Annotated in this window: 5 protein-coding genes and 1 pseudogene; all 6 read left to right on the top strand. The window is 37.0% G+C overall.

The window, feature by feature from the left end; all coding sequences use genetic code 11:
• The first annotated feature begins 329 nt into the window (after nucleotides 1-329).
• The 6 genes and pseudogenes from K7397_RS19370 to opp4C all read left to right on the top strand — a co-directional run bounded on the left by K7397_RS19370 (nucleotide 330) and on the right by opp4C (nucleotide 10,153).
• A pseudogene (locus tag K7397_RS19370) lies at nucleotides 330-1,542 on the top strand (ISL3 family transposase).
• Between the two features lie 821 nt (nucleotides 1,543-2,363).
• Entirely contained in the window at nucleotides 2,364-3,680 is a 1,317-nt protein-coding gene (locus K7397_RS19365; RefSeq protein ID WP_223070148.1) for a radical SAM/SPASM domain-containing protein, read from the top strand.
• Nucleotides 3,681-3,744: 64 nt separating this feature from the next.
• Nucleotides 3,745-5,370 carry an ATP-binding cassette domain-containing protein gene (locus K7397_RS19360; RefSeq protein ID WP_223070145.1) on the top strand — a complete coding sequence of 542 codons (1,626 nt, stop codon included), beginning with the start codon at nucleotides 3,745-3,747 and terminating at the stop codon, nucleotides 5,368-5,370.
• A gap of 1,042 nt (nucleotides 5,371-6,412) precedes the next feature.
• The gene (locus tag K7397_RS19355) at nucleotides 6,413-8,182 is read left to right on the top strand and encodes an ABC transporter substrate-binding protein (RefSeq protein WP_223070142.1); all 1,770 of its coding nucleotides are present in this window, start codon (nucleotides 6,413-6,415) and stop codon (nucleotides 8,180-8,182) included.
• A 67-nt stretch (nucleotides 8,183-8,249) separates the two neighbouring features.
• On the top strand, nucleotides 8,250-9,212 hold the full coding sequence (locus K7397_RS19350) for an ABC transporter permease (RefSeq protein WP_223070140.1): 963 nt from the start codon (nucleotides 8,250-8,252) through the stop codon (nucleotides 9,210-9,212).
• A 17-nt stretch (nucleotides 9,213-9,229) separates the two neighbouring features.
• On the top strand, nucleotides 9,230-10,153 hold the full coding sequence (opp4C, locus tag K7397_RS19345; RefSeq protein WP_237691063.1) for an oligopeptide ABC transporter permease: 924 nt from the start codon (nucleotides 9,230-9,232) through the stop codon (nucleotides 10,151-10,153).
• Nucleotides 10,154-10,165: the final 12 nt, after the last annotated feature.

Genomic DNA, 10,165 nt, shown 5'->3' with positions numbered 1-10,165 from the left:
TGTGATCTGCATGCACATGAATGACGAACATCGGAAAGCCGTATGAGGGAAAACCTCACGTACGGTTTGATGAGGAGGGGCAGAATTTTCTGCCCTTTACTCTAGCCCAGCATGGGCGTATCATCTCAAGAGAAAAAGTTATGAAAAGAGACCTGCCAGTATCTTCATTTTACTAAAGACAAGCCCCTCTATCTCAACATAAAATATGTTTAGTATTACTAATAATTGTGAATAAAGTTGCTTCGTCGCTATACTTAATGGCTTAAAGTCTGAATCATAGAAAAATAGTCAATACTGCTCAGTAATAAGTTAATAGGAGCGTATTGGCGATGTGGACCTCATTGAGCAGTAATGAAAATTTGATCATGGACATGTTTAAAGTGGCTTTGCAATTGGAAGAACCATGGAAGCTAACGCATATTGAGTTTGACAATCAGGATCAAGCCTGGCATCTGCATCTGGATTTCGAACGGGGAGCTGTGTTTGCTTGTCCCTTGTGCGGATCGGAATCCAGAGCCTATGACAGCGATATAAAGCACTGGCGCCATCTGGATTTTTGGGATTGGAAAACCTTCATGCATGCCAGAATGCCACGGGTGAAATGCACATCCTGCAACAAAGTAACCCAAGTCTATGCAAAATGGGCTAGGCCCCTTTCCCATTTCACCCTGCTGTTTGAAGCATGGGCCATGCGTTTGATGGCCGAAATGCCGGTAAATGCAGCTGCCCGCGAACTGCGGGAGCACGATACCCGAATGTGGCGGATCTTTCACTACTACGTCGATAAAGCCATGTCGGAGCTCGATCTTTCGAGCGTAAAGCGCATCGCCATTGATGAAACATCCTCCAGACGTGGTCACCGCTATATTACCCTGTTTGTGGACGTAGACCGGAAGACGGTCCTTTTTGCCACCGAAGGCAAAGGAATGGAGACCTTAGAGCGCTTCAAAGGCCACCTCGCCGAAAAAGGGATTGCTGCTGATACGATCCAAGAGGTCTGCTGTGATATGTCACCTGCGTTTATACGCGGTATTGAAGAGTATTTCCCGAAAGCGGAAATTACCTTTGATAAATTTCATGTCATGAAATTGGTAGGCGAAGCAGTCGATGAGGTGCGCATTCAGGAGCAAAAGCAAAACCAGAACTGAAGCGAACCAAATATATCTGGCTGAAAAACGAAGTGAATCTCAAGGCGGACCAAAAGGAAACCCTGTATCGGCTAAAGGATACTAATCTGCTGACCGGACGGGCATACCGATTGAAGCTGGCCCTGCAGGAACTTTGGACGACACCCCACATCTTTGCAGATGTCTATCTTCGGGAGTGGATCGGCTGGGCTACACGTTTAAGCAACATGAAGAAGGAATCTTACGATGGTTCCACAGCAAGATGACGAATGGCTTGCTCGAAGGCATAAATGGTCTTGTACAAGCAGCCAAACGTCGAGCCAGAGGCTACCGCAACGTAGAAAACTTGATCGCGATGGTCTACATGACCGCCAATAAGCTCCGTCTTCCGGGGCTCGCGGCACGCCGAGCCTAATTCCCCTTACCGCCTTATTACCCCGCTTCAGATGTTGAAACAGCGGTCAAGTTCTTTCCTTGAGGGCTGTTTCAACATCTGAAAATCTCTTAAAGGCGGAAGGGGGTATGAAACTAACATTCAACATTGTACCCACCCAGTAGAGCGAAGAGCCATAAAGTTTAATTGAATGCATTTATAATTTTATATGCTGTAGAGGATAAAGCATAATTTGAGATTAAATCTAAAAAAGGGATTAGTATCCTAGTATTATTCTTCATATCTAAAATATGAAATTAAAAGGGAAAAAGTGACATTTTTAATAACAAGTCTACTTTTTTAGAGTTATTATTTAATAAAAACTACTACGCCAATTGGAGGTGAAAAAATGATTTATCTTGTTCAGCCACAAGTAGGGCCTACGGCATCTTACCTAGTTTGTGTAAATTATGTTCAATGTCCCTTAGAAAATGAGCCTTGTCCAACCCATTGCTATTCATATTTATGCGGAATACAAGATCAACCTTATTAATCCTTTAGTATTAGAAAAGGATTCTGATCACAATGAAATCTGATGTTTATCAAAAATCGATAGACGAATTGAAGGGAGGTGAAAAAAATGACATTTCTAATTGAACCACAGGGTGTTCCAACTATTTCTCCTAGTTGTTATAATTATAATGGTGATTGGTGGAGTCCACCTTGTACGGATCCGTGTCATTCTCATTGTTATAGTTATCTATGCGGACAACAAGCTCAACCCTATTAATCTTTATATTTAATAGCAAGAGAAGGTAACTTCTCTTGCTATTAAATCCAAAAATAGCAAAGTGGAGGACAATATGTGGAAACTATCCCAATATAACTACTTTATTGAATATAGCAAGAATGATAGTTGGCTTGCTTATAATACTAGAACATCAGCTCTGGCAATATTAGATAAAGATAAATATGAAATGTTCAAAAGATTTGAAGATAATCGTAACACAGAATTACTTGATAATAAGTTTCTTGAAGATTTAAATTACGGTGGATTTATTATTCAAGACAATATTAACGAATTGGATTTAATAAAGGCACGGCTATTACCTACTAGATATTCAACTGAGAGTTTAGGATTAACTATAGCTACCACTATGAATTGTAATTTAGGCTGTATATATTGTTATGAAAAGAATAATAAGACACAAAAAAATATGTCTATGGAAGTACAAGAAAAAATATTATCTCTAGTTAAAAGTAAAATTAAAACTTTAAAAGGAATGAGTATCTACTGGTATGGTGGAGAACCATTACTTGGAATTGATATTATCAGACATATATCACAGGAAGTAATTGCACAGTGTGAGGAAAATGAAGTAAATTATTCAGCGGGTATTGTTACCAATGGTTATTTTCTTAACCGTTCTATTGCTGAAGAATTGAAAAAATATAAAATAGAAAGAGTTCAAGTGACTCTTGATGGACCAGACTACATACATGATGTACGTCGTCCTTTGATTGGTGGACAGCCAAGTTTTGAGAAGATCATTAATAATATTGTAGAGGTATCCGACCTATTTAGAATAGCTATTAGAATAAATACAGATGCCACTAATCAAACTGCAGTAGATGAAGTATTGGGAGTTATTAAAGAAAAAAATTTGAAAGATAAGGTGTCCATTTATCTTGCAAATGTACATGATGCAAATGGATGTTATAATACAAACACTTGCTTGACAACTGAAAACTTTACAAAACTTAGTTATGAATTTGATAAAAGAGCACATGAACAAGGATATAATACTAACTTTCATCGTTTGCCCATCCCTATAGGTTCCTATTGTACCGCTGATACTTATAACTCATATGTAATAGATCCTGAGGGATATATTTATAGCTGTTGGCATGATGTTGGTAATCCTGAAAAAAGCTATTCTAATTTAATTAATAAACAATTTCAGGGTAATAGTAAATTAAATCTTGATTATTTAAATTATGAACCCTATAACGATGAATATTGTAAAAACTGCAAATTGTTGCCTTCATGTATGGGAGGATGTCCAAGCGCAAGGATTACAAACACTGGTGATCGATGTTCTGAAATGAAATTTATTCTTGAAAAGAAAATTATCGATTATGCAACGAGTATTATTGAAAACAAAATGTCTAATGTATAAAGATGTAATCCGTCATTGCGAAAATATAAAAAATTTGCATTGACGGTTTATTTTAGGGGATAACATGCAAATTGTAAAATTTTTGAAAGTATATTTAAATAAATTTAAGGGTTTAATAGTAGCTTTATTTTTTCTAAATACGACAACTTCGCTTTTGTTAGGATTAATTACTCCCTTAATACAAGGTAAAGTTATAGATTCGTTAATTAATAGCAACATTCAAATTAAATATGTAATTGAACTATTGTGTCTACTATTAACATTAAATTTAATTGGTATAGTTATTTCGTATTTTTCAAACTTATTGCAGAGTATGGTTAATACAAAAATAGCAATTGAAATAAATTTTGATTGTGTCCGACATATTCAGAAAACACCTATTAGTTACTCTAACTCTTTTAACTCTACTTACTTAATTGAACAAATAAATAGCGACAGTAATGTCTTAAGTTCTTTTATACTAAGTAATTTACTAAATGGATTAACGAAAATTTTGATATTTCTAGGATCGGTCTTATTAATAATTAAAATAAATATTAAAATAGGTTTAATCTTATTTATCACTTTTCCAATTTATATTCTTATATATAGAATATTAAAAAAGAAAATTTTTAGTAGTACTTTATCATTAAAAAATCAACAATCCTTGTTTTTCTCAGAAATGAATCGTCTTCTATTTAACTTGGAATTGATTAAATTGAATAGTTGGGATGAAATTTTACTAAAAGATTCAAAAAAAGTTGTCGATGTTTTTTTTGAAAAACTTTTTAGATATTTAAGAATTACTAATCTCGCTGATTTTAACAATAGGCTACTACTTATCATATCGAATATATTGATATTGTTAATTTGTGGATTAGAGATAAACAATAAGCAAATGACAATTGGCCAATTAACAATTATAACTTCCTATTTTAATTCTACATTCGCTTCTATGCAGTATTTTATTAATTTCTCAAAGGATTTTCAAGGAGCATTGGTTTCTTATGAAAGATTAAGTCAACATTTTCAAGTTAATAAAGAAAATATGGGTGATAAAGCATTATCAAATATTGATGAAATTAAATTAGATAATATTTCATTTAAATATAGCCATTTCTTAATTCGTAATTTTTCCTATACCTTTAATAAAGGAAACATATATGGAGTCATAGGCAAAAACGGAAGTGGAAAATCAACTTTACTAAAGTTAATTATGGGGTTGTATGAAAATTACCAAGGAAAAGTTTTATATAATGGGATATCTATTAATTACTTAGATATCTATTCTGCTAGAGAAAGCCTCATCGCTTATGTAGAACAAAATCCAATAATGATTAATCAAAATTTTATGGAAAATATTACTTATGGTCTCAAAAAGTACAACCAAAAAAATTTAGTAAGCTTATTAGATAAGTTAAACTTATCCCAAAATAATAAAGATATTTTAAATAATAATCAGAATCTATCAGGTGGTGAAATTCAAAAAACCTCTTTAATAAGAGGCCTGCTTAAAAATCCAGAAGTTCTAATTTTAGATGAACCTACTTCTATGATGGATCTAGAAAGCACAAGTAACTTAGAGCAATTACTAGCTGAATTGAAGAGAAATAAAATAGTAATATTAGTAACTCATAGTCAATCAATTATGCATTTATGCGATTATCTAGTTAATATAGACGAGGATCAATTGTGTAAAAAGCAAAACTAAGTTTATTCAAAGGCTAAGTGGATATTGTGTTCTGCTCATAATAGAATTGTAGGAAGTAAAGCGGGCTGAGTAAAATTACTCAGCCCCAAATACTTAATAGTTGACATCACATTTCGCATTTCCTGCTAAGTGGCAATCCGTTGCTACAACTCCATCGGCAAAAGTAATAGCAGAAAGAGAAAAACATAGTAGGGTGCTAAGTCCCAACACTATCAAACATTTTTTCATTAGAATTCATCTCCATTTCTAGATATGTAATATAAGGATAATATATCAAATTATTATATAAATTGTCAAATTTTTACTCTTAAACTCAAGGAAATGTACACTCATCTTAGAGGCTAATAAGTGTAAAAATTAGAATAAAACTGACTCATGTATCAGGAGGAAATTAACTGTCGAAGGAATACTGACATGTCTTTATTGAGTAGACAATGTACTAAAAACAAAGGACAGATGAAAAAATTCATAAACCTTTAAAATGACACAAATAACAAGAAATGTATAGTATAAATATTCATGAATAATAAGTATTATGCATATAAAGTTCAATAATAAATTAATTGTAATTTCGTTGTTTTAAATTAAGAAGAAGAAGAAGGATATGTACAAAAATTTTTTATCTGGCTATCAAAAAAAATTTACTATATTTGAATAAAATGGCTTGGAATTTTGGTGATATTCATGTATATTATTTACTAAATCCGAACAATATTATAGTCTTTAAGCAAGAATTTTTATGTCTTACCTGTTTTATGTCCTGATTCCGCTAAATTAGCGGGATTAAATTCGGTAAATAATTGACCTGTGGTTATTTATTCACTTTATACACCTATTTGAAGGTGTTGAAACACAGGCATTAATCGTCAGATGATGAAACAAAATAAACCCGAGTAAGATCACTGGTTTTATAGAGTTAGATTATCTGACACAAAGCAGTCAAAGGCGACAATTTTTGTTGCATTTGGTATCATTAGGATATATTATTTTCATAATATATTATATATTTTTAAAGTCTCTATTCAAAAGAGGAGGATCATGAATGACAAAGAAATGGAATTTGCTGCTAGTGCTCGTATTGACACTCTCGATGGTGCTGTCGGCGTGCGGTGGCGGCAACAAAAATGCGGAATCCAGCAACGCACCGTCCACTTCTGCAAGTGCAAGTAACGCAGGAACAGAAAGTGCAAGTGAAAGCGCAAGTGCAGACACGGGCAATCAGAATGAGAATGGCGTAATCAAAGCAACGGACATGTCCTTGCTGCCTGCTAACGCAGCTGCTCGTAAAGACACAATTGTTGTAGGTATGACTGCTCCACAAGGTATTTTTAACCCACTGTTCTCTTCAACGTCATATGATACCTTTGTTAATGAAATTATTTTTGACCAGTTCATCACTGTTAAAGGCGATGGTTCTTATGAAAACAGCCTTGCCGACTCTGTAGATGTAACTAACAACAACAAAACTTATACTTACCATTTGAAGCCTGGTCTCAAGTATACGGATGGAACTCCAATTACTGTCAAAGACTATTACTTTACGTTGAAAGTATATCTTGACCCAACTTACGACGGACAGTCTGATCTAACTCTAGCTAATGTTGTAGGAACTAAAGAGTACAAAGAAGGTAAGGCAACAGAAATTTCCGGTGTGAAAATTATCGACGACAACACCATTGAAATCAATGTATCGGACTATGACGCAATGACTCCGGTTTACCTCGGCACTGTACCATTCTTGTCTGAAGCCTATTATGGGAAAGGGTTCAAGAAAGGTAATCTGGATTCCATCAAAGCTTTAAATACAAAGCCGATGGGCAGCGGTCCTTATGTGCTTAGCAACTATAAAGCAGGTCAAGAGGTAGACTTGGTAGCTAATGAAAATTATTTCAAAGGCGCACCAAAAATTAAAAACGTAATTTACAGAGCGACGACAGAGGGAACAAACCTTTCCTTACTTCAATCCGGTGAAACGGATATGGACAACATTACAGTAACACCTGATAACATCGATGAGCTGAAAGCCATGGGCTTTATGGATCTGAACATCCTTCCGAACAATGGTTACGGCTATATCGGCATGAACATGAAATTGAAGAAATTCCAGGATCAAAAAGTACGTCAAGCTTTGGTTTACGGTCTGAACCGTAAAGATATTGTAGAAAGTATTTATGGCACTTATGCTAATGTAATTAATATTCCGGAGTCCAAGGTTTCTTGGGCATACACGGACGAGAACATTAACACTTACGATTTCGATATCGAGAAAGCTAAACAACTCCTGGATGAAGCGGGTTGGAAGGTTGGCTCTGACGGTATCCGTGAGAAAGACGGCGAGAAGTTCACTATTCACTTCTCCGCAACTGCAGATAACCCGGTAGTTGAAGCGCTTCTGCCAATCATGACTGAAAACTATAAAGAACTAGGTATTGAAGTGAAAGCAGAAACACTTGACTTTAACGCTATCATGGATAAAACTGACAAGGGCGACTATGAAATGTACTTCGCGGCATGGGGCTTGACTCCTGACCCTGACAATACCGTGTATATTACAAACGGTGCCCAAAACCGCTTTGGATATTCCAATGCTACGGTTGATAAATTGATGGCCGAAGGCAGAAAAGAGCTGGATGTTGAGAAACGTAAAGAAATTTACAAACAAATGTACCAAGAAATGAACAAAGATGTACCGGCTATCTTCATGTACCAAAGAACGAACATGTATGGAATCAACGGCCGCGTAAGCGGATTTGACCTCACGCCGTATAAAGACTTCCATCTTAGCTTGTATCAAGCTGAACTGCAACAATAAAACATCACAAGATATGCTCAGCTCGCAGGAGCTGAGCATATCGACTTATAAGCCAGGAGGAATTTGAATGAAGCAGTATATCATCCGGCGTCTTCTGCAAATGATTCCAACAATGATCGGGATCTCGATCATTGTATTTGCGATCTCTGCAATGGTTCCGGGAGATTACATTACGGCGCAGGCCAATCCAAATATGACGAAAGAGAAAGCAGAGGAGCTCCGTCATATTTACGGCTATGATAAACCCGAATATCAAAGATATTTTATATGGGCAGGCAATATGCTTCAGGGAAATATGGGGGACTCATTGCAACATAAGGCACCAGTAACCAAAGTTATCAGTACCTATGTCTGGAATTCCTTTATCATTGCTTTTGTGTCATTGATTCTTAGCTGGGTTATTGCCGTATTTACAGGCATATTCTCGGCGAAGTTTCAGTATTCGCTATTTGATAGGATAGTAACATTAGTAGTATTCCTATGTATGTCCTTGCCTTCTTTCTTTATTGGATTGTTATTTATTAAGCTGTTTGCACTCGATTGGAAGCTGTTTCCGGTTGCAGGGATGACAACAGCGGGTTCTACGGCTACAGGCTGGGATTATATCAAAGATGTGGCTAATCATATGTTTCTGCCAACACTCGTATTAACTATGATGAGTACAGGCGGTCTTACCCGTTATTTCCGTACGGGGATGCTTGAAGTGATTCGTCAGGATTATATCCGTACTGCCCGCGCCAAAGGGTTGAAAGAAAGAACCGTTATTTTTAAACATGCACTTCGTAATGCGCTGCTTCCAGCCATTACACTGCTTGGCTTTGAACTTCCAGCCCTGTTCGGTGGGGCGATTATTCTGGAAAGAGTATTTGCTTGGCCGGGTATCGGTCAAGTATATCTGGGTTCTATCAACATGCGTGACTATCCGTTTATGCTTGGATTCATGATCTTTCTGTCAGTTCTAACACTCCTGGGTAATCTGCTCTCCGATGTACTTTACGGACTTGCAGATCCAAGAATTCGCTTAAAGTAGGAGGAGGTACAGTGTCCTTGGAGGTTACATCATTGGAATCGAATACCCAAGTACCGGCAAAGCCCTTAAAAGTTGAGTCGCCATGGAAAATAGCTTACCGCCGATTCACGCGCAACAAACTGGCTTTGTTCGGACTTATTATCGTCATATTAATGTTTTTGATTTGTTTTTTTGGACCAATGTTTTCCCCTTATAATTTGTACGATTATAAGCTGATCGACAAGAATAAACCGCCTAGTGCAGCTCATTGGCTCGGTACTGACAAATTGGGGCGGGATGTTCTGCTGCGGACGATGCTGGCGGGCAGAATCTCTTTAACGGTCGGCTTGGTTGCAACTGCGATTACCGTGTTCGTAGGTGCAACAATCGGGGCAATTGCAGGATTTTATAGAGGTATTGTAGATACCTTGCTCATGCGTATTGCCGATATTTTCCTTGCACTCCCAGGTTTGCCTATCCTCATTATTTTAGGTACAGTTCTTTCCGACTTGAAGGTCGATCCTGGAAACCGGATTTATTTCGTTATGCTTATTATAGGTATCCTAAATTGGGTTACTCTATCGCGTCTCGTCCGGGGTCAGATACTAACGCTCCGGGAGCAGGAGTTTATGCTTGCAACGGAAGCGCTTGGTCTGAACGACCGCCGCAAAATCTTCCGCCATCTGCTTCCCAATACGGTTCCGATTATCATCGTATCCGCAACCCTAGGGGTAGCTGGTGCCATCCTTGCCGAATCTGCGCTTAGCTTTCTGGGCATTGGTGTCGTTCCTCCGACACCGTCTTGGGGGAACATGATTTCGGCAGCCAACAATCTGATTGATTTCCGGAAGAGACCTTGGCTCTGGATTCCGCCTGGCATGTGCATTCTGATTACCGTTACGGCGATTAACCTGATCGGTGATGGACTGCGCGATGCACTCGACCCAAAAATGAAAAAGTAGGAGACACAATTT

The sequence above is a fragment of the Paenibacillus caui genome (genome assembly GCF_019904135.1).
Classification (GTDB): Bacteria; Bacillota; Bacilli; order Paenibacillales; family Paenibacillaceae; genus Fontibacillus; species Fontibacillus caui.
This window is presented reverse-complemented; position numbering and strand designations above follow the sequence as displayed.